This window comes from Salsipaludibacter albus (genome assembly GCF_019798055.1).
GTDB lineage: Bacteria > Actinomycetota > Nitriliruptoria > Nitriliruptorales > Nitriliruptoraceae > Salsipaludibacter > Salsipaludibacter albus.
Map to the genome: position 1 here is coordinate 138992 of NZ_JAHOPH010000006.1, position 21004 is coordinate 159995.

21 protein-coding genes and 1 tRNA gene are annotated in these 21004 nt (G+C 72.9%); 11 read left to right on the plus strand and 11 right to left on the minus strand.

Features of this window, described 5'->3' with window-relative positions; genetic code table 11:
* Positions 1 to 43: 43 nt before the first annotated feature.
* The 3 genes from sqr (at position 44) to KR546_RS05740 (ending at position 2242) form a co-directional block, all read left to right on the plus strand.
* Positions 44 to 1273, plus strand: a complete 1230-nt coding sequence (sqr, locus tag KR546_RS05730) for a type III sulfide quinone reductase, selenoprotein subtype (protein ID WP_238443743.1) — start codon at positions 44 to 46, stop codon at positions 1271 to 1273.
* Between the two features lie 10 nt (positions 1274 to 1283).
* Complete coding sequence (locus KR546_RS05735; RefSeq protein WP_238443744.1) at positions 1284 to 1598, plus strand: TusE/DsrC/DsvC family sulfur relay protein; 315 nt, start codon at positions 1284 to 1286, stop codon at positions 1596 to 1598.
* 152 nt (positions 1599 to 1750) lie between these two features.
* Positions 1751 to 2242 (plus strand): DsrE/DsrF/DrsH-like family protein, encoded by a 492-nt coding sequence (locus KR546_RS05740; RefSeq protein WP_238443782.1) that lies wholly within the window; start codon positions 1751 to 1753, stop codon positions 2240 to 2242.
* An 82-nt stretch (positions 2243 to 2324) separates the two neighbouring features.
* Here KR546_RS05740 and KR546_RS05745 read toward each other — a convergent pair whose 3' ends face one another.
* The gene (locus KR546_RS05745) at positions 2325 to 2774 is read right to left on the minus strand and encodes a MaoC family dehydratase (protein ID WP_238443745.1); all 450 of its coding nucleotides are present in this window, start codon (positions 2772 to 2774) and stop codon (positions 2325 to 2327) included.
* A 108-nt stretch (positions 2775 to 2882) separates the two neighbouring features.
* On the opposite strand from KR546_RS05745, the gene KR546_RS05750 reads away from it, so the two are divergent.
* The 3 genes from KR546_RS05750 to KR546_RS05760 are packed head-to-tail and all read left to right on the plus strand — an operon-like array spanning position 2883 to position 5798.
* Complete coding sequence (locus KR546_RS05750; RefSeq protein ID WP_238443746.1) at positions 2883 to 3650, plus strand: HAD-IIA family hydrolase; 768 nt, start codon at positions 2883 to 2885, stop codon at positions 3648 to 3650.
* A 25-nt stretch (positions 3651 to 3675) separates the two neighbouring features.
* On the plus strand, positions 3676 to 4731 hold the full coding sequence (locus KR546_RS05755; protein WP_338019101.1) for an asparaginase: 1056 nt from the start codon (positions 3676 to 3678) through the stop codon (positions 4729 to 4731).
* Positions 4731 to 5798: a hypothetical protein gene (locus KR546_RS05760; RefSeq protein WP_238443747.1), complete on the plus strand. Its 1068-nt coding sequence runs from the start codon at positions 4731 to 4733 to the stop codon at positions 5796 to 5798. Before KR546_RS05755 ends, KR546_RS05760 begins: the two co-directional genes overlap by 1 nt.
* A gap of 418 nt (positions 5799 to 6216) precedes the next feature.
* Here KR546_RS05760 and KR546_RS05765 read toward each other — a convergent pair whose 3' ends face one another.
* Together KR546_RS05765 and KR546_RS05770 are read right to left on the minus strand one after the other, a co-directional pair.
* A complete protein-coding gene (locus tag KR546_RS05765; protein ID WP_238443748.1) occupies positions 6217 to 9117 on the minus strand; it encodes an FAD-binding and (Fe-S)-binding domain-containing protein in 2901 nt (966 codons plus the stop codon).
* A complete protein-coding gene (locus KR546_RS05770) occupies positions 9114 to 9665 on the minus strand; it encodes a hypothetical protein (RefSeq protein WP_238443749.1) in 552 nt (183 codons plus the stop codon). The genes KR546_RS05765 and KR546_RS05770 overlap by 4 nt, the downstream gene beginning before the upstream one ends.
* A 152-nt stretch (positions 9666 to 9817) precedes the next feature.
* Here KR546_RS05770 and KR546_RS05775 point away from each other — a divergent pair, with 152 nt between their 5' ends.
* Both KR546_RS05775 and KR546_RS05780 read left to right on the plus strand, forming a co-directional pair.
* On the plus strand, positions 9818 to 11014 hold the full coding sequence (locus tag KR546_RS05775) for an acyl-CoA dehydrogenase family protein (RefSeq protein WP_238443750.1): 1197 nt from the start codon (positions 9818 to 9820) through the stop codon (positions 11012 to 11014).
* A 49-nt stretch (positions 11015 to 11063) separates the two neighbouring features.
* Positions 11064 to 12158 carry an acyl-CoA dehydrogenase family protein gene (locus tag KR546_RS05780; protein ID WP_238443751.1) on the plus strand — a complete coding sequence of 365 codons (1095 nt, stop codon included), beginning with the start codon at positions 11064 to 11066 and terminating at the stop codon, positions 12156 to 12158.
* A 24-nt stretch (positions 12159 to 12182) separates the two neighbouring features.
* Here KR546_RS05780 and KR546_RS05785 read toward each other — a convergent pair whose 3' ends face one another.
* Positions 12183 to 12698 carry a DoxX family protein gene (locus tag KR546_RS05785; RefSeq protein ID WP_238443752.1) on the minus strand — a complete coding sequence of 172 codons (516 nt, stop codon included), beginning with the start codon at positions 12696 to 12698 and terminating at the stop codon, positions 12183 to 12185.
* Positions 12699 to 12829: 131 nt separating this feature from the next.
* Between KR546_RS05785 and KR546_RS05790 the strand changes: the two genes are divergently transcribed.
* Together KR546_RS05790 and KR546_RS05795 are read left to right on the plus strand one after the other, a co-directional pair.
* Complete coding sequence (locus KR546_RS05790; RefSeq protein ID WP_238443753.1) at positions 12830 to 13321, plus strand: YbaK/EbsC family protein; 492 nt, start codon at positions 12830 to 12832, stop codon at positions 13319 to 13321.
* A gap of 49 nt (positions 13322 to 13370) precedes the next feature.
* On the plus strand, positions 13371 to 14330 hold the full coding sequence (locus tag KR546_RS05795; protein ID WP_238443754.1) for a DMT family transporter: 960 nt from the start codon (positions 13371 to 13373) through the stop codon (positions 14328 to 14330).
* 22 nt (positions 14331 to 14352) lie between these two features.
* Here KR546_RS05795 and KR546_RS05800 read toward each other — a convergent pair whose 3' ends face one another.
* The 6 genes from KR546_RS05800 to galU form a co-directional block, all read right to left on the minus strand.
* Positions 14353 to 15120 carry a 3-hydroxyacyl-CoA dehydrogenase gene (locus KR546_RS05800; protein ID WP_238443755.1) on the minus strand — a complete coding sequence of 256 codons (768 nt, stop codon included), beginning with the start codon at positions 15118 to 15120 and terminating at the stop codon, positions 14353 to 14355.
* A 90-nt stretch (positions 15121 to 15210) separates the two neighbouring features.
* Positions 15211 to 15287 (minus strand) — tRNA-Ala (locus KR546_RS05805).
* A gap of 107 nt (positions 15288 to 15394) precedes the next feature.
* Entirely contained in the window at positions 15395 to 16039 is a 645-nt protein-coding gene (locus KR546_RS05810; protein ID WP_238443756.1) for a hypothetical protein, read from the minus strand.
* 334 nt (positions 16040 to 16373) lie between these two features.
* Positions 16374 to 16817, minus strand: a complete 444-nt coding sequence (gene moaC / locus KR546_RS05815; protein WP_238443784.1) for a cyclic pyranopterin monophosphate synthase MoaC — start codon at positions 16815 to 16817, stop codon at positions 16374 to 16376.
* Between the two features lie 74 nt (positions 16818 to 16891).
* Positions 16892 to 18154 carry a molybdopterin molybdotransferase MoeA gene (locus KR546_RS05820; RefSeq protein ID WP_238443757.1) on the minus strand — a complete coding sequence of 421 codons (1263 nt, stop codon included), beginning with the start codon at positions 18152 to 18154 and terminating at the stop codon, positions 16892 to 16894.
* Between the two features lie 41 nt (positions 18155 to 18195).
* The gene (gene galU / locus KR546_RS05825; RefSeq protein WP_238443758.1) at positions 18196 to 19074 is read right to left on the minus strand and encodes a UTP--glucose-1-phosphate uridylyltransferase GalU; all 879 of its coding nucleotides are present in this window, start codon (positions 19072 to 19074) and stop codon (positions 18196 to 18198) included.
* A 128-nt stretch (positions 19075 to 19202) separates the two neighbouring features.
* On the opposite strand from galU, the gene KR546_RS05830 reads away from it, so the two are divergent.
* Positions 19203 to 19772 carry a 5-formyltetrahydrofolate cyclo-ligase gene (locus KR546_RS05830; protein ID WP_238443759.1) on the plus strand — a complete coding sequence of 190 codons (570 nt, stop codon included), beginning with the start codon at positions 19203 to 19205 and terminating at the stop codon, positions 19770 to 19772.
* Positions 19773 to 19859: 87 nt separating this feature from the next.
* Here the strand turns inward: KR546_RS05830 and KR546_RS05835 are convergent, their stop codons facing one another.
* Positions 19860 to 20738 carry a sugar phosphate isomerase/epimerase family protein gene (locus tag KR546_RS05835; RefSeq protein ID WP_238443760.1) on the minus strand — a complete coding sequence of 293 codons (879 nt, stop codon included), beginning with the start codon at positions 20736 to 20738 and terminating at the stop codon, positions 19860 to 19862.
* Between the last annotated feature and the right edge of the window lie 266 nt (positions 20739 to 21004).

Sequence of the window (21004 nt, forward strand, 5' to 3'; positions counted from 1 at the left end):
GACTCCAGCCGGATCGAGGGACGCGATTCCTACGATCTCGGACATGAACACATTGCTGATCCTCGGGGCAGGCACGGCCGGGACCATGGCCGCCAACCTGTTGCGCACGAAGCTGGGCGACGACTGGTCCATCACGATCGTCGACCGCGACAACGAGCACCACTACCAGCCGGGCTACCTGTTCGTGCCCTTCTGGATGCCGGAGGGACGGGTCGTCAAGGAGCGTGACGCGTTCCTGCCGGACGGCGTGGACTTCGTCCAGCGCGACATCGCCCGGGTGCATCCCGACCAGCGCTGGGTGGAGCTGGCCGACGGCCAACGGCTGGACTACGACTGGCTGGTCATCGCCAGCGGATCTCGTCCGCGCCCGGATCTCGTGCCGGGCATGGCCGACGGTTCGCTCTGGCGGGACAAGGTCCACGAGTTCTACACCCTCGAGGGCTCCGTCGCCCTGCGGGACGCACTGGCCGACTTCCACGAGGGCCGCCTGCTGGTCCACTTCGCCGACCAGCCGATCAAGTGCCCGGTCGCCCCCCTCGAGTTCACCTTCCTGGTCGAGGACAAGTACCGCAAGGCCGGCCTGCGCCACGACGTCGACATCACCTACGTCACACCGCTCGACGGTGCGTTCACCAAGCCCGTCGCCTCCGAGACGCTGGGCGACCTGCTCCGGCAGCGCAGCATCCGGTTGGCCGCCGACTTCGCGGTGGAGCGGATCGACAACGACACCCAGCACCTGGTGTCCTGGGACGGCCGCGAGCTGCCCTTCGACCTGCTGGTCAGCATCCCTCCCCACACGGGGGCGCAGTTCGTCATGGACTCGGGCCTGGGCGACGACCTGGGCTTCGTCCCGGTCGACAAGCACACGTTGCAGGCGGTGGACCACGAGCGGATCTTCGTCCTGGGCGACGCCAGTGACATCCCGACCTCCAAGGCCGGGTCCGTGGCGCACTTCGCCGCAGAACTGTTCGTCGACAACTTCCTGGCGGCGGTGGCCGGCGAGCCGATGCCCCGGTCCTTCGACGGACACGCCAACTGCTTCGTGGAATCCGGGCGCAACCAGGCCCTGCTGCTGGACTTCAACTACGACACGCAGCCCCTGACCGGGACCTTCCCGGCGGCCGGCGTGGGGCCGATGCGGCTGCTCGAGCCGACCCGGATCAACCATCTCGGGAAGCTTGCATTCGAGCAGGTCTACTGGCGGCTGCTCCTGCCCGGCAAGCGGCTTCCCGTGCCGGCGAACATGTCCATGGCTGGCAAGAACGAACCCTGAGAGGCGCGCCATGCCCACGAACACGCTCAACGGTCACACGTTCACGGTCGATGACGAGGGCTTCTTCACCGACCCCGACCAGTGGAGCCCCGAGCTCGCAGCCGACATGGCCGAGCTGATCGGCACCGAGCTGGACGACGCACACATGGCGCCGTTGGAGTTCATGCGCTCCGACGCCGCGGAGCACGGCGCCACCCCGACCCTGCGCCGGATGCACGCCACGGGGGGCTTCGACATCAAGGAGCTGTACCGGCTGTACCCGGGCAAGCCCGTCAAGAAGATGGCCTGGCTGGCCGGCCTGCCCAAGCCGACCGGCTGCGTCTGAACCAGGCAGCGACGAGGAGACACGCCATGGCCACCATCCCCGACGGGTTCGTCATGCCGGACTTCGGTGACCCCGCCCCCGCCGACAACGGCACCACGCCCGCGACGGCCACCGCCACGGCCGCAACGGCCACCTCCACCGGCCCCCGCAGGATGGCCTTCATCTGCTCGAAGGGGAACCTCGACATGGCCTACCCGGCCCTGATCGTGGGCAACGCGGCCCTGACCGAGGGTGTCGAGGTGCTGATCTTCTTCACCTTCTGGGGCCTGGACATGATCAACACGCAGGTCAACGACAAGCTCAAGTTCACCGTCAGCGGCAACACCGCGATGCACATGCCAGACCTGGCGAAGGTTCGACCGGGCCTGGAGTACAAGGCGATCCCGCAGGCGCTGGGCAACCTGCCCGGCATGACCGCCTACGCCACCCGGCACATGAAGGAGGAGATGGACAAGCTGGGGGTGCCACCGGTCCCGGAGTTCCTCGACCTGCTGGCCGCCTCGGGTGCCCACCTGTACGCCTGCAAGCTCAGCTACGACATGGCGAAGATGATCGAGGCCGACCTGCACCCGGCCGTCGAGGGCGTGATCACCGCGGCCGACTTCGTCGAGCTCGCCGAGGGCGCCCAGATCGTCTTCATCTGATCCAAACATGAGTGGTCACCACTCACGCGCCACGGGTGGTCGTTCGTCGCGACACCGACGCCAGCGGTCGTGCGGCAGGGGCTCAGACGCGCACGGACAGGAACCGGCCGACCAGGGCGGGCCGGTCGGAGTCCTCGATCTCGATCGTGACGTCCACGTGGACCAGCAGTCCCCCCGCCTTCGGCTCGGTGTGGTCGAGCCGCCCGACGGCCCGCACGCGGCTGCCCACCGGGACCGGGGCCGGCAGGCGGACCCGGTCCAGGCCGTAGTTGATGCCCATCGCCGCGTCCGGCACGGTCATCAGTCCACCGAGCAGCGACGGCAGCATGGCCAGCGTCCAGAAGCCGTGCGCGATCGTGCCACCGAACATCCCGTCGGCGGCCCGCTCGGGATCGACGTGGATCCACTGGTGGTCGTCGGTCGCGTCGGCGAAGCGGTCGACGAGGTCCTGGGTCACATCGATCCACTCCGAGGCGCCCAGGTCGACGTCGGCAGCGGTGGCGAGTTCATCCATGGTCATGGTGACGGGCATCGGGTCGGCTCCCTGGTCGGGCACGGGGACCACGACCCTAGAGCGAGGTGGCGTGCATCGCCCCGGACGTCGGCAACCACACCGGAGGCGGCCAGTAGGCTCCGGCACATGACCCGTCGACACTTCCTGTTGGACATGGACGGCGTCCTGGTGCGGGGTGCGACTCCCGTTCCCGGGGCCGCCGAGTTCCTCGCACGCCTGGACGCCGCCGGCAGGCGCTACCTCGTGCTGACCAACAACCCGCTGTACACGCCCCAGGACCTGTCGCACCGGCTGCGCACCGGGGGGTTCGACGTCCCGGCCGACCGGATCTTCACGTCGGCGATGGCGACCGCCCGCTTCCTGGCCGACCAGCGTCCGGGTGGCAAGGCCTTCGTGATCGGCGACTCGGGCCTGACCACCGCCCTGCACCAGGCCGGCTACGTCATCACCGACATCGAGCCCGACTACGTCGTGCTCGGCGAGTCGCACGAGATGACCTTCTCGTCGGTGTCCACCGCCGTCCAGCTGCTGGTCGACGGGGCCCTGTTCGTCGCCACGAACCCCGACACCGCCGGGCCGACCGAGCGGGGGATCGTGCCCGCGGCGGGTGCCGTCGCCGCGATGATCAGTGCCGCCACCGGCGTGTCGCCCTACGTGGTCGGCAAGCCCAACCCGTTCATGTTCCGGGCCGCGCTCAACCACCTCGACGTGCACTCCGAGGACACCTACATGGTCGGGGACAACCTCCTGACCGACATCAAGGGTGGGCTCGAGGCCGGCATGGAGACCGTGCTGGTCATGAGTGGCATGACCGGGCCCGACGACGCGCTGGCACGCTCTCCCTACCAACCACACCACGTCGTCGAGTCCGTGGCCGAGATCGAGCTCGGCTGACGACCGGCGTGGGGCGAGGACATCCGTGAGCCTGCCACCGACCGAGGACGTGCCCGACCAGCCCGGGCCCGGCTGGCCCGGCATCCCCCGGGACGGTGTCGAGCTGGCGCTGGTCACGCGGTCGGGGTTCGTGGAGTCCCGCCACCACGGCCACGCCGTGGTCACCGCGCCGGACGGGCACGTGGTGACGGCGCTCGGGCAGGCCGACGCCACCATGGACCCACGGTCGTCGCTCAAGCCACTCCAGGCCGCGGGCTGCCTGCTCGTGGGCGCCGACCTGCACGGCCCGGCCCTGGCGATCGGGGCCGGCAGCCACCGGGGCCATCCCGACCACCTCGACCTGGTCGCGGAGGTGCTGGCAGCGAGTGGGCTGGACGAGGACGACCTGCAGTGTCCCCCGGCCCTGCCGTCCGAGCCGTGGGCCTCCGAGGACCTCCTGCGCGCGGGGGGCGGGCCTCGACGTCTCGCGATGAACTGCTCCGGCAAGCACGCGGCGATGCTGACCGCCTGCCGGGCCGGCGACCTCGACCGTGCCACCCATCTCGAGCCCGACCACCCGCTCCAGCAGCGCATCCGCGGCGTCGTCGAGCAGGTCACCGGCGTCACGGCGGGCACGGTCGGGATCGACGGGTGTGGCGCGCCGCTGTTCGCCACGAGCCTGGTCGGCCTGGCACGCGCGATCGGACGCGTGGGGGCGGCCGGCGCGGGCGAACCCGGCCCCACCGCGGGTCTCCACGAGGAGGTCGTCGATGCCCTGGGACGGGTCGCCCGGGCCATGCGTGCCCATCCGTGGGCCGTCGCGGGCATCGGCGCGGACGACACGATGGTCATGGAACAGCTCGACGGCGTGGTGGCCAAGGGTGGGGCGGAGGGCGTGCTGGCGCTGGGCACTGCCGACGGATTCGGCGTGGCGGTCAAGATCGCGGACGGGTCGAGCCGGGCCACCGTGCCCGTGGGGCTGGCACTGTTGACGGCGGCGGGCATCGACGCGACCGACCTCGCCGACGCGCTGGCGCCCCGGACCCTGGGAGGTGGCCTGCCGGTCGGCCGGGTCCACGCCGCGCCCGGCGTGACGGCCTGATGCGTCGTACCTGGGTGTCGGTGACCCTGACCGTCCTCGCAGCGCTGGCGACCCTGCTCGCGACCGTGGGCTGGTGGGTGCACGCCACGTTGCTCGACACGGACCGGTTCATGGCGTTGGTCGACCCGATCGTGACGTCACCGGCGACCGGCGAGGCCGTCGGGGACCGGGTCACCGACGAGCTCTTCACGGCCCTGGACCTGGAGGAGCGGGTCGCGACCTCACTGGGCGAGGTCGACGCCTGGTTGCGCTCCGGGATCGCCGACCTGCTCGACCTCGACCCGGAGGGACCGGTCGCCCAGCGGCTCCCCGACGGGCCCGAACTGGCCGCGCTGACACCCGCGCTGGTCGCGGCCGCTCGGGAACGGGTCTCGGACCGGGTCACGCTCGCGGTCGAGCGTCCGCGCTTCCGGTCGGCGCTGGAGCAGTCGGTGCGCTCGGCCCACGTGGCCACCGTGGCCGTGCTGCGCGAGGACCAGGCGGCCCTCCCCGAGGCGGTGGTCGTCGACGGCGACGTCACCCTGGACCTGCGACCCCTGGTGGAGACGGCCCTGGCACCGGTGGTGCGCGACACGGCCGACCTGCTCGGACTCGAGCCCGGGTCGATCCCCGACGACCTGCGGCTGGACGACCTGGCCGCGCGACTTGGCGTCGAGGTGGACCCGGACGTCGCGACGATCGTGCTGGTGGAGGAGGAGCAGCTCGCTCCCTGGCGGGGCGCCGTGTCGACCTTCGACCGGCTGGTCTGGGTCCTGGTCGCCGTGGCCGTCCTGCTCGCCGCCGCGGCCCTGTGGACTGCCCCCCGACGCTCCCGGGCGACGCTGTGGCTGGGCCTGGCCGTGGCCGTCGCGCTGGCCGCCACCTTCCCACTCCTGGCGGTCCTCTCCGACGTGCTGCTGGGTCGGCTGGCCGGTGCCGGGGCTCGGGACACGCTCGCCGCAGTGCTCGCCGCCGCCACGTCCGACCTGCGGTGGGCGGCCGGCATCATCATCGTCGCCGCCCTGCTCGTGGCGGGTGCAGCGCTGGTGGTCGGCCGTCGCGAGGAGGACGTGCCGGCCGTCGCCTGAGCCCCGCTGGGCCGGGCGGGGCCGGCGCCCGAGTGGCGTGGTCAGCGCGGGAAGGGTTCGGGACGGTCGGGCTCCGGCTGTGGGTCCGGGGTCGGGACCGGGTCCGGCACGGGCTGGGGATCGGGCACGGGCGTCGGGGTCGGGTCGGGCATGGGGTCCGGATCCGGGGTCGGCATCGGATCGGGAGTCGGCATCGGGTCCGGTGACGGCATCGGGTCCGGAACCGGGTTGGGCATGGGATCCGGGACCGGGTTGGGCATCGGGCCGGGCGTCGGCGCCGGCGGCTGCGGAGTCGCGGTGGTCTGCGGGTGCGGGGTGGCCATGGATCCACTCCTCGTCGGGGTGCACCATCGTCGGGGGGGACGTCACCGTTCGCCACGGCCGTTCGACACCCCGGCCCACCGGCGCCCACCGGGCCTCAGCGCGGACGCAGCACCTCGGCCAGGTGACGGGCCCGTCGCGAGCCCAGGGCCGCGACCTGGGTCCGACAGGAGAACCCGTCCGCCAGCACGACGGCGTCGCGCGGCGCGGCCTCGAGCGCCGGGAGGAGTTGCAGGCCGGCGACCTCCAAGGACAGGTCGTGGTGGCCCTGCTCCATCCCCCAGTTGCCGGCCAGTCCGCAGCACCCACCGACCACCACCAGGTCCGCCCCGGTGGCCGCCAGGAGGGCCCGGTCCGCCGCGAAGCCCATCACGGCGTGGTGGTGGCAGTGTGGCTGCACGACCAGGGTGCGACCGTCCAGCCGTGGTGGCGTCCAGTCCGGACGCCGCGCGGCGAGCACCTCCGCCAGCGTCCGCGCCCGGGCCGCCACGCTCCGGGCGGCGTCGTCGCCCTCGAGGAGGTCGACGAGGTCGTCGCGCAGCACGGCGACGCAGGACGGCTCGACACCGACGATCGGCGCGTCACCGCCGCCGTGGCGGGACAGGACCTCGACCGTGGACCGCAGCCGGATGCGCGCCTCGTCGAGTTGGCCCGTGCTGATCCAGGTCAGCCCACAACAGGCGTCGTCGGTGACGACCTCGACCTCGTGGCCAGCGGCCACCAGCACCTCCAGGGTCGCGACGGCGGCCTCCGGGGCGAAGTGGTCGGTGAACGAGTCGACCCACAGGACGACCGGGCCAGCGCCGGGGACCGTGCTCGCGGCGCGACGCACCTCCGGCCGCACCAGTGGTCCACCTGCCGCCCGTCGCCGGGCCAGGCTCTCGCGGAAGGTGGTCGACGCGAACGACGGGAGCGCCCGACGGGGGTCGATGCCGGCGACCCGACGTGCCACCGACGACACCATCGGCAGGTCCAGGACCGCGTTGGCCACGCCCGGTGCCAGCGCCGCGAGGTCGGACCATCGTGGCAGCGCACCCAGCAGGTGGTGGCTGCGCGGTCGTCGTCCCTCGCGGTGGCGGCGGTGCAGCACCTCGGCCTTCAGGCGGGCCATGTCGACGCCGGTCGGGCAGTCCGACGCGCAGCCCTTGCAGGCCAGGCACAGGTCGAGCGCCTCGTCCACCTCGGGGCTGGCCCATCCCCCGGTGACCACCTCGCCGCGGAGCATCTCCTGGAGGACGTGGGCCCGCCCACGGGTCGAGTCGAGCTCGCGACCGGTCGCCTGCCAGGACGGACACATGACCGTCCCGGTGCCCGCCCGGTCCGCGACGCAGGCACCGACCCCCGTGCAGCGGTGCGCCGCCGCGGTGACGTCACCACCGTCGGCCGTGAAGGCGAAGCCGTCGGTCGCCGGCACGGGCGCGGCGCCATCGGCACGCAGGTCCGCCGTCAGCCGCGCCGGGGTCGCCAGCACCCCGGGGTTGAGCAGGCCCTCGGGGTCGAACGCGTGCTTGAAGGCGGTCATGGCGGCCAGCGCGTCCGGCGAGTACATCCTGGCCAGCAGGTCACTGCGGGCACGACCGTCGCCGTGCTCACCGGACAGCGAGCCACCGTGGGCGACGGCCAGGTCGGCGGCGCGCCGGACGAACCGGGCGTACAGATCCAGACCGTCCGGCTCGCGCAGGGGGAAGTCCAGCCGCACGTGCACGCAGCCCTCGCCCATGTGCCCGTAGGGCAACCCGGTGAGCCCGAACTCGTCGAGCAGATCGTCGAAGGCCCGCAGGTAGTCGCCCAGCCCCTCCGGGGGCACCGCTGCGTCCTCCCACCCGGCATGGGCGGGACGGCCCGACGGTGCCACCGCGGCCAGGCCGGCACCGTCCTCGCGAATCCGCCAGATCCGCGCCACCTGCACCGGGTCGTTCACCACGACTGCCGGTCCTCCCGCCGCAGCGACCAGGCGCCGGGCGCGGTCGTCGACCTCGCCGAGGTCGTCGCCGGCCAGCTCGACCAGCAGCCAGGCACCGCCCGCCGGGAGCGGCGGGACCGACTCGGGACCACGGCGTCGTCGCAGTGCGTCGGTGATGCGGGTGTCGAGCCCCTCGACCGCGACCGGGTCGAAGTCCAGCACGTCGACGACCGTGTCGGCCGCGCTCGGCATGTCCGGGTGCCCCACGACCACCAGGCGCGTGTGGTCGGGTGCCGCGACCAGCTCGACCTCGGCGGCCACGACGATCCCGAGCGTGCCCTCGCTGCCCACGAACGCCCTGGCCAGGTGTGGTCCGCCGTCCCCGAGCAGGTGCTGCAACCCGTAGCCCGACGCCTGGCGGGTGAAACGGCCGAACTCGTCGGCGATGACGTCGCCGTGGCGATCGCGCAGGGCCACCACGTCGTCCACCAGCCGCGCTGCCCGGGCCGCCGACCCCGCACCGTCGCCGGTGGCCGCGTCGGCCCCACGCCCCAGTCGCACCCGGGTCCCGTCGGCCAGCACGACGTCCAGGGTGACGACCTGGTCGACGGTGCGTCCGTAGCCCAGCGCCCGGGACCCGCACGCGTTGTTGCCGATCATCCCGCCCAGCGTGGCGCGGTCGTGGCTGGACGGGTCCGGTCCGAACCGCAGGCCGTGGGGTGCGGCAGCCCGCTGCAGGTGGTCCAGGACCACCCCCGGCTCAACGATCGCGCGCCCGCCGCCGTCCGCGGTCGAGGTGACGTCGACGATGTCGTCCAGGTGGCGGGAGCAGTCCAGGACCACGCCGGCACCGACCGCATTGCCGGCGATGCTGGTGCCCGCCCCCCGACCCGTGAGCGGGACCCCCAGCTCGCGACAGGTCTGCACGGTCGCGACCACGTCGTCGGCGTCCCGTGGGGCCACGACCACCCGGGGCACCACGCGGTACAGCGAGGCATCGGCGGCGTGGGTCGCCCGGGTGGCCGGGGAGCCGTCCACGTCGGCCACGCCGGCCCGGCGCAGCCGGTCGGCGAGCTCGGTCGGTGGTGGGGTCACTGGTCGCAGATCCCGCCGGGTTCCCGACGGCCACCACAGGTGTCCCCGAACTCCTCGTACTCCGACCCGAACGGGGCCTGGAAGTACAGGTCGTCGCAGGCGCCCATGTCGCCGCCCTCGCAGTCGTCCCACAGGCCGTCCAGCACCGGGTCGTCGCCGTAGGAGGCCGACCCGTCGAACTCGATGGTCCCGCCCTCGTCGATGTCGAAGTTCACCTCGGCGTCGCCGACCGATCGGAACAGCACGAACAACCCGATCGCCCCGAGCGCCATCAGCACCACGAACACCAGGGCGACGACGAGCACCACTCGCCCACAGCCGGAATTGCCCGACCCGGATCCGGCCGCCGGAGTCGCGCCGGCCGACAGGTCGGGCGCGGGGGGCGGGGTCCCCGGGCCGGGTCGAGTCGTGCCGGCGGTGGCGGGACCGGTGGTCGGGGGAGGGGTCACGGGCCAGTCCCAGCCGGCCACGGCCCCGCAGTGGGGGCAGGCGCCCTCGGCGGGCCGCAGTCGGCCGCACTCGCCACAGGTGTGCGCACCCTCGTCCATGGTCGGCTCCTCGACATCGGTGGCCGTGAGGATCGGCGCCCGGCTCCCCGACGACGCCCCTGCGGGACTCTAGGACGACTGCCCGGATCCCGCCCGGCGCCGACCGGGCAGGCAGTACCGTCGGCGGCCCGATCCGGCTCACGGGAGGCCCCATGGACCACGACGACATCGCCGTGCGCGAGCGCCTCGACGAGGCAGTCGACCGCCTGGTGGCCGAGCACCCGCCCGCGTCGACGTCCTCCGAGGAGTTCTGGGGGGCCCAGTACGACGCCGGGCTGGCCTGGGTGCACCACCCCGAGGGCAAGGGTGGGCTCGGCGTGTCACCGCGGTGGCTGCCGCACGTGCGTGAACGACTGCACGCCGCGGGTGCCGACCAGGACAACATCCGGATGAACATCATCGGGATCGGCATGGGTGCCGGCACCCTGGTCGCCCACGCCCCGGAGTCCATGCAGGACCGGATGCTGCGCCCGATGTTCACCATGGAGGAGATCTGGTGCCAGCTGTTCTCCGAGCCCGGTGCCGGATCGGACCTGGCCAACCTGTCCACCTCGGCCGTCCCCGAAGGTGACCAGTGGGTCGTCAACGGCCAGAAGGTGTGGACGACCCTCGCCCACATCTCCCGCTGGGGGATGCTCGTGACCCGCACGGACCCGTCCGCGCCCAAGCATCGTGGTCTGACCTACTTCATCCTGGACATGGAGGCCCCGGGCGTCGAGGTCCGCCCGCTCCACCAGATCACCGCCGAGGCCGAGTTCAACGAGGTCTACCTCGACGACGTCCACGTCGACGACGACATGCGCCTGGGCGAGGTGGGCGGGGGCTGGTCGGTTTCGATGACCACGCTCATGAACGAGCGGGTCGCCATCGGGGGCGGCGTGCCACCCCGTGGGTCCGGATCGATCGCCACCGCCCTGCAGGTGTGGGAGGAGCGTGGCCACGACGACCCGGTGCTGCGTGACCGGCTGACCGAGCTGTGGATCGAGGCCGAGGCCCTGCGGCTGACCTCGCAACGCGCTGCCGACGCCCGCACCGCCGGCACCCCCGGGCCGGAGGGCTCCACCTCCAAGCTCCACTGGGCCGAGCTCAACAAGGACCTCACCAGCTTCACGATGGAACTGCTCGAGGGGGACGGGATGCTGTACCCGGGTGGCTACGAGCTGCACGCCCCGACCAGCCGGGCGGAACGCGAGTCCACGCCGCAGAAGGCGTTCCTGCGGGCCCGGGCGAACTCGATCGAGGGCGGCACCTCCCAGATCATGAAGAACATCCTCGGCGAGCGGGTGCTGGGCCTGCCCGGCGAGCCGCGCGTCGACAAGGACCTGCCGTGGAAGGACGTGGCCCGGTGAGCACGGACCCCACCTCCCTGCCACAGCCCTCCCTGCCGGAGCACACACCATGACCGAGATCCAGTCCCTGACCCTGACCGAGGAGCAGCAGGCGCTGCGTGACATCGCCCGCACGTTCCTGGCCGATCGCCTCGGCCCCGACGTCGTGCGCGAACTCATGGCCGGTGAGGTCGGGTTCGACCCCGCACACTGGGCGGAGGTCGCCGGCATGGGGTGGCAGGCGATGGTCGTCCCCGAGGAGCATGGCGGAGCCGGCTACGGCTGGACCGAGCTCGCCGTCCTGTTCGAGGAGGCCGGGCGGGCGATCGCGCCGCTGCCCCTGCTGTCGACGGCGATGGGCACCGCCGTGCTCCTGTCCAGCGGCACCGACGCCCAGCGGGCCGAGCACCTGCCGGCCATCGCGGCCGGCGAGCGCCGCGTCGCGGTGGCGGTCGACGTTCCCGGCGCCGATGCCCAGCCGGCGCCGACCCTGCGGGACGGCCGCCTGGACGGGCGCGTCCGCCACGTGGTCGAGGGTGCCGCCGCGGACCTGGTCGTGGTGGCCACCCCGGACGCGGCTGTGCTGGTCGACCCGGCGGCCGACGGCGTCGAGGTCACCGCGATGGAGGTGCTCGACCTGACCCGGCCCCAGGCGGAGCTCAGCTTCGACGCCGTCGTGGTCGACGACGACGCCCACCTCGCAGGCAGTCCTGCCGAGGTCGTCGACCGGGCCCGGACCGTCGGCGCCACCCTCGTCGCCAACGAGCAGGTCGGCACCGCCGCAGCGGTCCACGAGATGGCGGTCGAGTACGCCCGGACCCGCACGCAGTTCGGGCGCGCCATCGGGTCCTTCCAGGCGATCAAGCACCTGCTTGCCGACGACCTCGTGGCGCTCGAGGCGGCCCGGTCGGTCGCCTGGCACGCGGCCCGAGCCCTCGCGGCCGACGACGCCGACGAGATCGCCGTCGCCACGCCGATGGCCGCCTCGTTGTGCAACGAGGTGGCGGCGAAGCTCGCCGCGGACACCATCCAGGTGCACGGGGGGATCGGCTTCACCTGGGAGCACGACGCGCACCTGTACTTCAAGCGTGCGTCGTCGTCCCGCCTCCTGTTCGGCACCCCCAAGGCCTGGCGCGCTCGCCTGGCCGACACCCTCGGCCTCTGACCACTCACGGCCCGACGACGAGGCTCAGGGCTCGCGGGTGGCCCAGCGTCCCCAGCCACCGGCGACCCCCACGACCAGTGCGACCAGGCCGACCAGCACGCCGGACAGCGGCACACCGACCGCATCGTCGATCCCGAGCGCGTGGTCGAGCGACCAGCGTCCCGGACCCGTCGTCGCGACGGCCCAGGCGACGACCACCAGGTAGCCGTTGAGCTCCCAGCCCTTGGACACGGACCAGAAGCCGTTCTCGGCGTTGTTGACCAGCGCCGCGGTCGTCATCGTCCCGATCATCGCGGCGGCCGACAGCGGCGTCAGCAGCCCGAGTGCGAGTCCGAGCCCCCCGGCCAGCTCGCTCGAGCCGGCCGCCACCGCGGCGACCCGCCCGTCACCGAAGCCCAGCGACCGGAACCACTTCGCCGTGCCGTCCAGGCCGCCACCCCCGAACCAGCCGAACAGCTTCTGCATGCCGTGCAGGGAGAAGGGGATCCCGACCAGCACGCGCAGCAGCAGGACTCCCGTGTCGATGGCAGCCTGGTCCATGGTCGTGTCCTCGAGGGTCGTCGGTCCGGTCACCCGGACGGGTCCGGCGTCGACAACGGGCCGGTCCGCGATGGTCTTCCGTCCCGAGCACCTACCCTCCGCTGCGTCGCCCACCCGAGCCGGAGCACCTCGTGCCACCTGATCCCCGCGTGCTGGAGGCCCTGGACGCCGCCGGTGTGGCCCACACGGTGATGGACTGCGATCCGGACCTCGCCGACACCGCCGAGTTCTGTGCGGCGTACGGCATCGATCCCGGTGCCTCGGCGAACGCCCTGCTGGTCGCGTCACGCAAGCCACCCGGCCACCACGTGCTGTGCGTGGTGCTGGCGACCCATCGGTTGGACGCCAACGGCATCGTCCGCACGCGCATGGGCGTGAGGAAGGTGTCGTTCGCCCCGGCCGAGGACACCCGGGAGCTGACCGGCATGGAGATCGGCGGCGTCACCGTCGCGGGCCTGCCCGACGACCTCCCGGTGTGGGTCGACGCCGCCGTCGCCGCCGTGGACGAGGTGGTCGTCGGTGCCGGCACCCGGTCGGCCAAGATCCTGCTCGCCGGCGCGGACCTGGCCCGACTGCCCAACGTCGAGGTGGTCGACGGCCTCGCGACCCCCCTCGAGGCCTGACCTCGGCCGACGGACGCACCTCCCCCGGGCCTCGCGCGGCCCTCGACCCATGACCATCGGTGCCGCGGTGCCCGCCTCCCGCTCGTCCTTCTCGCCCGGCGACGCCGGCCTGCTCGCCCTGCTGGCGCTGATGTGGGGCAACTCGTTCCTGTTCATCAAGTTCGCCGTCGCGACCATCCCGCCCGCGTGGATCGTGGCGGGGCGACTCACCGTCGGTGGCAGCCTGCTGGTCGTGATCGCCCTGGTGCGCCGCCGGTCCCTGCCACGGGCACCACGCGACGTCGCGACGCTGGCCGTCATCGGACTGGCCGGGGCGGCCCTACCCTGGGCGGGACAGGCCTGGGCGCAGCAGTTCCTGGACTCGGGACTGCTGGCCGTGCTCAACGCGACGACGCCGGGGGCGACGCTGGTGATCGCGGTCGCCGTCGGCCAGGAGCGACTGCACCGACTCCGGGTCCTGGGCCTGCTCGTGGCCGCGGTGGGCTCGGTCGTCATCGTCGGGGGCGAGATCTCCCAGGGCGGACCGGTCGCCGCCCTGGTCGTCGCGGCCGTCGCCCCCTTCGCCTACGGCATCGGGACCGTCCTGACCCGGGCTCGCGTCTCCGGACGGATCGACCCACTGCCGGCCGCGGCGGTCCAGCTGTCCACGGCCGCCGTCGTCGCCACGGGCCTCTCCGTCGGGTTCGTGGGCCCTCCACCTCCGCCACTGTCGCTGGACCCCGTCGCGGCGGGATCGTTGGTGGCACTGGGAGTCGTCGGGACCGGACTCGCCTTCCTGCTCTACTTCACGCTCATCCAGCGGGTGGGCGCCACCAATGCGTCCATGGTGACCTACCTGGTGCCGGTGGTCGGGCTCGTGGCGGGTGCGGTCGTGCGCGGCGAACGCTTCGGGCCCAACGTCCTTCTGGGGGCCGCCATCCTGGTCGTGGGCGTGTGGCTCGCCCAGCGACGGCCGCCCGATGTCGACGGCGGTCGTCCCCCGACCGCACGAACTATCCCCCCGTCGTGACCCGGGCGTCCCCCACGTCGTCCTAGCGGGGTGCCATGCGGATGGCACCGTCGAGCCGGATGACCTCGCCGTTGAGCATCGGGTTGCCCACGATGCTGTCCACCAGGTCGGCGTACTCGGCGGGGTCGCCGAGCCGGGACGGGTGGGGCACCTGCGTGGCGAGCGAGGCCTGGGCCTCCTCCGGCAGGCCGGACAGCATCGGGGTGGCGAACAGGCCCGGGGCGATGGCCATGACCCGGATGTGCCACTGGGCGAGGTCACGGGCGAGCGGGAGGGTCATGCCCACCACGCCACCCTTGGAGGCCGAGTAGGCCGCCTGCCCCACCTGGCCGTCGTAGGCGGCCGCGGACGCCGTGTTGACGATCACGCCGCGTTCCTCGCCCTCGGGCTCGTGACGGGCCATCTCGGCCGCGGCGAGTCGCACGACGTTGAACGTCCCGACGAGGTTGATCTCCACGACCCGGCGGAACCCGTCCAGGGGGGTGGGCCCGCCGTCGCGCGACAGGACCCGCGCCGGGGTCCCGACGCCGGCGCAGTTGACGGCGACCGCGAGCCGCCCGAGGCTGCCGGCCGTCGCGACGGCCTCCGCCGCCTCGTGCGCGTCGGTCACGTCGGCGGGCGCGAAGGTGACCCCGTCGCCCAGCTCGCCCGCGACCTGCGCGCCGTCGGACGACGCCAGGTCGACGATCACGACGTGGGCACCGGTCCGGGCCAGCCGGGCGGCCGTGGCCCGCCCCAGCCCGGAGGCTCCGCCGGTGACGAGGGCGACATGGTCGGTGGTCAACTGCATCCTGGACTCCCGTTCGGGATGGCACGCACGGACCCGTGCCCGGGCCCGTGGGACGACGCCGGCCGCATCGCTGTGCGATGCGGCCGGACGTGGTGGAGGTGATCGGACTTGAACCGACGGCCCCTTCGTTGCGAACGAAGTGCTCTACCAGGCTGAGCTACACCCCCGGGAGAACTCGACCCCGCCGATCGCGGGGTGGTCTGCCCGCCTCGGGCGACGGGCCGGCTCATGGTAACCACCGCCCCGGTGGCCCGCCAACGACGGCCGGGTGCCGTCAGAGGACCTCGACGGCGGATCGACGGGCGCCCACGGGCTGCGGCGCGGCGTCGTGCACGGGCGTGTCGGCCGCGGCCGTGCGCGGTCGACCGCCGGGGAAGTGGCGCTCGTCGGCCATGCCCTCGACCAGCCGTGGCAACGACTCGTAGAGGTGCGGCTGGTCACGGCCGACGAACGCCCGTGCGTCCGTGCGGATCGAGCGGATCACCGCCTTGGCGCGATCGGCCTCGAGCTTGCGGTGGCGCAGCACGATGACGTAGCCACCGGTCGCGATGGTGGCGACGACGAAGATGGTCCAGAAGACGCCACCCCAGGCGATGGCCGCACCCGCACTGGCGAGGACGGCGACCAGCGAGCCCACGAACAGCCGTCGCATCGTGGCCAGCGAGTCGTCGGCGGCGCGCACCGCACGGGCGGCAGCGGCCCGGCCGATCGATGCGGCGGAGCGCCGGTCGTGGTGGGACGCGGCCGAGGAAGTGGTCATGGGATGCTCGCTGTCGCGTTGGAGGACGGCCATGGCACGCTCGAACCCGGCGGCGGAGCCATGCACCGAGGCGTGCCGACCGCGGACCGCCAAGGGGAACACCAGGGCCAGCCACGCACCGGCGAGGCCGGTCAGGAACATGATCTGGATCGGGCTCATGCAGTCATCCGTTGCCGTGGGGGAGGCGCCACGTGCCTCGACGAACGACGCCGGTCGGCCCGCAGCAACTGCATCACACCCATGGAATTCCACCGGTCGGCTTCGACGAATCTAACTGGTCCCGCCGGTCGGCGAAAGGATCCGCCCCCGGCCGAGGAACCCACCGTGCGTGTTCGGCCTCGTGGAAGTGTGGTGGACCGCACCTCGCGGCGGGCCCGGGACCCCGACCGTCCGACCACCGGCCGCCGGCCGTCGTCCGTCACTGCCGTGGCCCCTGTGGCCCACTGTGGCTGGATGCACCCCACGGGAGGTGGGGCACGACGCGACGTCCGGGTCAGTCGAGGTCCGCGGCCCGCCAGTCACCGGAGCGTCCGCCCGACTTGGCGAGGAGGCGTACCGACACCACCTCGACGTCGCGCTGGACGGCCTTGACGAGGTCGTAGAGTGCCAGCGCACCGACCGAGGCGCCCGTCATGGCCTCCATCTCGACGCCGGTCCGGTCCAGGGCGTGGGCCGTGCAGGTGATGGTGGCCGTCCCGGTGGCGACGTCCACGGAGACGTCCACCTCGATGGACGTGACCGCGACCTGGTGACACAGCGGGACCAGGGTCGGCGTGAACTTGGCCGCCTGGATCGCGGCGAGCCGCACCACCGGCAGCGCGTCCCCCTTGGGCAGGTCACCGTCGGCCAGCCGGCGGGCCGTTTCCGGCGTCATCGCCACCCGGGCCCGGGCGACGGCCCGTCGGCGGGTGATCGGCTTGTCGCCGACGTCGACCATGCGTGCGTTGCCTGCCTCGTCCAGGTGGGTCAGCTCGTCACCGGGTGCGCGGTCACCCGAACGGTCCGGGCCGGTCACGAGACCAGCAGCTGGACGACGACCTGTCGGCCGGGGTCCAGTCGGGTCACGTCGACCGGGATCTCGGCCAGCGCGTCGGCCCGTGACAGCGCCCCGAGCATGTGCGAGCCCTGTCCCCCGGCCGGCCGCGCATGCCACGCCCCGTCGACCTGGCGCAGGCGCACCCGCAGGTAGGAGCGCTTCCCGGCCGGTGAGGTGACCGCCTCGTCGAGCGTGGCGGTCGTCCGGGGACGCAGGAGGTCCGTGCGACCCTGGAGGATGCGCAGCGCCGGTCGAACCAGGACCTCGAACGACACGAACGTCGACACCGGGTTGCCCGGCAGGGCGACGATCGGGGTCCCGTCGATCCGCCCGAGCGCCTGGGGCATGCCGGGCTGCATCGCCAGCTTCGTGCGCCGCACCTCTCCCAGCCGGCCGATGGCCGTGGCCACGTGGTCGGCCGCACCGGCGGACACGCCCCCCGACAGCACGACCATGTCCGCGTCGGAAGCCTGCTCGCGGAGCACGCGCACCAGGTCCTCGACGGTGTCGCGCACCGGGCCGGCAAAGGTCGCCACGCAGCCCAGCTCGGTCACGACCGCGGCCAGCATCGGACCGTTGGAGTCCCGGATCTGGCCCGGCTCGAGGTCACGACCGGCGGGGACGAGCTCGTTGCCGGTCGTCACCACCGACACCCGTGGCCGGGCCGCGACCACCACCTCGTCGACGCCGGTGGACAGCAGCAGGCCCACGTCCCGGGCGGTCAGCCGATGGCGGGCCGGCAGCAACCGGGTGCCACGAGCCAGCTCCTCGCCGGCGGCACGGACGTTCTCGCGTGGGGAGGGTGACGCGTGGAAGGCGACCCCCTCGGCGTGGCTGCTGGTCAGCTCCACCGGCACGACGGCATCGGCGCCCGGTGGGACCGGGGCCCCGGTCATCACCGCGACCGCCGTGCCCGGCGTGACCGTGGGCCGCGACCCGACTGGGCCGGCATGCACCGCTCCCCCGTCGGTCAGCACCACCGGGTCGTCACCGGACGCGTCCTCGAGGTCGTCGGCGACGACGGCCCAGCCGTCCATGGCCGAGTTCGTGAAGGGCGGCAGCGGCTCGGCCGCGTCGACCGGCCGGACCAGCACGAGACCGGCGGCCTCGGCCGTGGGCACCGTCGTGCGGCGCGGCGGGGCCAGCGCGCGGACGATCTCGGCGACCCAGTCGTCGACCGGGGTCAGCTCGTGGGGGTCGGTGACCGTCGTGCGACCGTGTCCGACGAAGTTGGTCATGATGGCTCCCGGGTGGCCGGATCTGCGGTGTTGATCGACGCTCAGGACAGGCGGGTCGCGACCAGGTCACGGAGGTGGTCCGCCAACTGCGGCCCGAGGTCGTCCCGGCGGAGTGCGAAGTCGATGGTGGCCGCCAGGAAGCCGAACTTGTCGCCGGCGTCGTGGCGGATCCCGTCGAGCTGGATGCCCACGATGGGCTCGTCGGCGGCCAGGGTCTCCAGCGCATCGGTCAGCTGGATCTCGCCCCCGGCACCACGACCGGTGCGGTCCAGCACGTCGAAGATCCCCGACGGCAGCACGTAGCGCCCGATCACGGCGAGGTCGGACGGCGCGTCCGCCGGGTCGGGCTTCTCGACCAGCCCGGTGACCGGCAGGCGTCCGTCGTCGTCGGGCTCACCGACCGAGGCGATGCCGTACTTGTCGACGTCGGCCTCGTCGACCTGCATCAGCGCGACCACGGCACGCCCAGTGGCATCGTGTGCGGCGATCATCCGCTCGAGCAGGTCGTCGTCGGGGTCGACGATGTCGTCCCCCAGCAGGACGGCGAAGGACTCGTCGCCGACGTGGTGGCGGGCCTGGAGCACGGCATGGCCGAGCCCCAGCTGCTCGCCCTGCCGCACGGCATGGACCCGGGCGAGGTCGGCGAGGTCGCGCACGGTGGACAACAGGTCGTCCTTGCCCTTGGCCTCCAGCGCGGCCTCGAGCTCGAGTGCTCGGTCGAAGTGGTCCTCGATCGCGGACTTGCCCGCCGAGGTGACCAGCAGGACGTCGTCGAGCCCGGCCCGAGCACACTCGTCGACGATGTACTCGATGGTGGGTCGGTCCACGATCGGGAGCAGTTCCTTGGGAACGGCCTTGGTGGCCGGGAGGAAGCGCGTCCCGTAGCCGGCAGCGGGGATCACGGCCTTGCGCACGGTCATCGGGGAGTCCTTGGTCGAGGTGTCCGTATGGAACGGTGGGGGTCGGTCGGTTCGCCGTCGGGGCCCGTGCCAGCCTACTTTGTGCACACGTCGCCACCGGCGACCGGGACGCGAGGGGAGGCCACGGGATGGGTGGTCCGGGGCCGGCCAAGGACGACCTGCGTGACGCGGTGCTGCGCATGCGGCGTCCCCTCGACCCCCGGGTGCTGCGTGCCGCGTCCGATCGTGCCGTCGAACACCTCGCCGGGCTCGTGGCCGTCCAGCGCGCCCAGGTCGTGGCGCTGCACGTTCCCGATGACGGCGACCTCGACTCCCGGGGCCTGGCGCCGATGCTGTCCGAGCGTGGGACCCGGGTCCTGCTGGTCGAGGCGAACGACCAGCGCGTCGAGGTCGTCGCGAGCGGTCGGGCCCAGCTGGTGCGCGACGACGGCCCGGCACAGACGCTCGACGACGTCGACGTGGTCGTGGTGCCCGGCGTGGCCTTCGACCTCGAGGGTGGCCGGCTGGGACCTGCGGCGGACCCCTGGGACACCGTGCTCGACCGGGTGCCGTCCGACGCGGTGCGGATCGGGCTGGCCACCACGGCCCAGCTGGTCCCGCGCGTGCCGCGGGACGACAACGACCGCCCGGTCGACGTGGTGGTCACCGACCGCGGGGTGCACCACACCGGCGCACGACGTCACCCCCGGGACGCCTGACGCCCGCCACCGGGGGCGGGACACCGGCGCGACACGACGACGGGGCCGACACCGTCTCGGTGCCGGCCCCGCTGGTGGTCGTCTGGCTCAGAAGCGGACGTTGCGGAGGTACTCGAACGCCGTCTCGGCGAACTCGATCTGGTCCGCAGGCTGGTCGTTCTCGGCGATGTACTCGATCACGCCGGACTCCTGGCGCGCGGCGAAGATCCGCGGGAAGTCGATCGTGCCCTCGCCCGGGTCGGCGAAGAAGCCACTCTCGTCCCGGTCCTTGACGTGGAACTGCAGGAAGCGGCCCGGGTCACGGCTGAAGACCTCGACCGGGTCTGCACCCCCCGTGACGACCCAGTACAGGTCCGCCTGCATGTGGCCGGTGAACTCCTCCAACAGCACGTCGTAGGCCTGGACACCGTCCTCCTCGACCTGGAACTCCGTCGCGTGGTTGTGGTAGCCGTACTTGACCCCGGCGTCGGTCATGGCCGCGGCGACCGGGTTGAGCACGTCCACGGCGAGGGCGCGCCACTCGTCGAGGGTGCCGTAGCTGGCGAAGGGGAAGTTGGTGTAGGTGGAGCCCATGGCCAGGGCGGCCTCGACCACGGCCTGCGGGTTCCGGCCACCGTTGTGGAGGCTGGTCGCGGTCAGCCCCGCGTCGTCCAGGACGCTGCGGAAGCCCTCCCAGCCCAGGCCGTGGTTGCTGTAGGGCTCGACCTTGCGGTAGCCGATGTCGAACAGGGTCTCCATGACGGCGGCGACGCCGGCGGCGTTCCCGTTCGGGATGATGCCACGCAGGCTGTACAGCTGGATCGAGATGTTGCCGCGCGGGACCGGTCGCCTGCCGGTCGGGCCCCTGCCACTGCCGGGTGCGGCGCTGGCGAGGGTGGCGTTGCCGGCCGCGGTCAGGCCCAGTGCGGCGATGGTGGCGTTGCGCAGGAACCGGCGTCGGTTCATGTTCGTGGCTGAGTGCTCCATGGTGTCGATCTCTCCTCGGCTGAGAACGGAACGGTTCCTCCCGCCCCGAAGCCACGTCGGCCGACGTGGCGACGCACCGCACGCGCGGGTGCCGAGTCTCGGTCGGATCTGCACGGGCCGGGCCGTGACGGGGGAGTCCGCGTTCGCGTGGTCGTCGTCCACGATCGTAGGGCGGTCGTCCGCCTTCGGTCAATGAACGAACGGAAGTGTGCGCCGACCGAAACGTATGTGCGCGGAAACGAGGTCGTGCCACCCCATCCCGTGTC

Bases quoted from the DNA above. Each gene is read 5' to 3' on its own strand.
- sqr (WP_238443743.1), top strand. From the start codon at position 44: ATGAACACATTGCTGATCCTCGGGGCAGGCACGGCCGGGACCATGGCC.
- KR546_RS05735 (WP_238443744.1), top strand. From the start codon at position 1,284: ATGCCCACGAACACGCTCAACGGTCACACGTTCACGGTCGATGACGAG.
- KR546_RS05740 (WP_238443782.1), top strand. From the start codon at position 1,751: ATGGCCTTCATCTGCTCGAAGGGGAACCTCGACATGGCCTACCCGGCC.
- KR546_RS05745 (WP_238443745.1), bottom strand. From the start codon at position 2,774: ATGCCCGTCACCATGACCATGGATGAACTCGCCACCGCTGCCGACGTC.
- KR546_RS05750 (WP_238443746.1), top strand. From the start codon at position 2,883: ATGACCCGTCGACACTTCCTGTTGGACATGGACGGCGTCCTGGTGCGG.
- KR546_RS05760 (WP_238443747.1), top strand. From the start codon at position 4,731: ATGCGTCGTACCTGGGTGTCGGTGACCCTGACCGTCCTCGCAGCGCTG.
- KR546_RS05770 (WP_238443749.1), bottom strand. From the start codon at position 9,665: ATGGACGAGGGTGCGCACACCTGTGGCGAGTGCGGCCGACTGCGGCCC.
- KR546_RS05775 (WP_238443750.1), top strand. From the start codon at position 9,818: ATGGACCACGACGACATCGCCGTGCGCGAGCGCCTCGACGAGGCAGTC.
- KR546_RS05780 (WP_238443751.1), top strand. From the start codon at position 11,064: ATGACCGAGATCCAGTCCCTGACCCTGACCGAGGAGCAGCAGGCGCTG.
- KR546_RS05785 (WP_238443752.1), bottom strand. From the start codon at position 12,698: ATGGACCAGGCTGCCATCGACACGGGAGTCCTGCTGCTGCGCGTGCTG.
- KR546_RS05795 (WP_238443754.1), top strand. From the start codon at position 13,371: ATGACCATCGGTGCCGCGGTGCCCGCCTCCCGCTCGTCCTTCTCGCCC.
- KR546_RS05800 (WP_238443755.1), bottom strand. From the start codon at position 15,120: ATGCAGTTGACCACCGACCATGTCGCCCTCGTCACCGGCGGAGCCTCC.
- KR546_RS05810 (WP_238443756.1), bottom strand. From the start codon at position 16,039: ATGAGCCCGATCCAGATCATGTTCCTGACCGGCCTCGCCGGTGCGTGG.
- moaC (WP_238443784.1), bottom strand. From the start codon at position 16,817: ATGGTCGACGTCGGCGACAAGCCGATCACCCGCCGACGGGCCGTCGCC.
- KR546_RS05820 (WP_238443757.1), bottom strand. From the start codon at position 18,154: ATGACCAACTTCGTCGGACACGGTCGCACGACGGTCACCGACCCCCAC.
- galU (WP_238443758.1), bottom strand. From the start codon at position 19,074: ATGACCGTGCGCAAGGCCGTGATCCCCGCTGCCGGCTACGGGACGCGC.
- KR546_RS05830 (WP_238443759.1), top strand. From the start codon at position 19,203: ATGGGTGGTCCGGGGCCGGCCAAGGACGACCTGCGTGACGCGGTGCTG.
- KR546_RS05835 (WP_238443760.1), bottom strand. From the start codon at position 20,738: ATGGAGCACTCAGCCACGAACATGAACCGACGCCGGTTCCTGCGCAAC.